Origin of the sequence: Escherichia sp. AM3 (assembly GCF_032029835.1) — a bacterium.
GTDB lineage: Bacteria > Pseudomonadota > Gammaproteobacteria > Enterobacterales > Enterobacteriaceae > Escherichia > Escherichia coli.
Window position 1 is genome coordinate 1 of record NZ_JAVUPQ010000690.1, and the last position, 356, is coordinate 356.

Annotated in this window: 1 pseudogene; it reads left to right on the top strand. The window is 52.8% G+C overall.

Annotated elements, in window-relative coordinates:
* Window positions 1-356: pseudogene (locus RTW80_RS27915) on the top strand (hypothetical protein); the annotation flags it as partial.

The window sequence follows — 356 nt, forward strand, 5'->3', positions numbered from 1 at the left end:
CCACATCGTCGTTTGATTACGGAACCAAATCCACGAATAACACCGGGGCGCATACCCATAGTATTAGCGGGACCGCAAATAGTGCCGGTGCGCACCAACACAAGAGTTCCGGTGCATTTGGTGGCACGAACACGAGCATTTTCCCTAATGGTTATACCGCGATTTCAAATCTAAGCGCGGGGATTATGAGCACAACAAGCGGTAGTGGCCAGACTCGTAATGCAGGGAAGACATCATCAGATGGTGCTCATACCCACTCGCTGTCCGGCACTGCTGCAAGCGCAGGCGCACATGCACATACTGTCGGTATTGGTGCTCATACGCACTCCGTTGCGATTGGTTCACATGGACACACC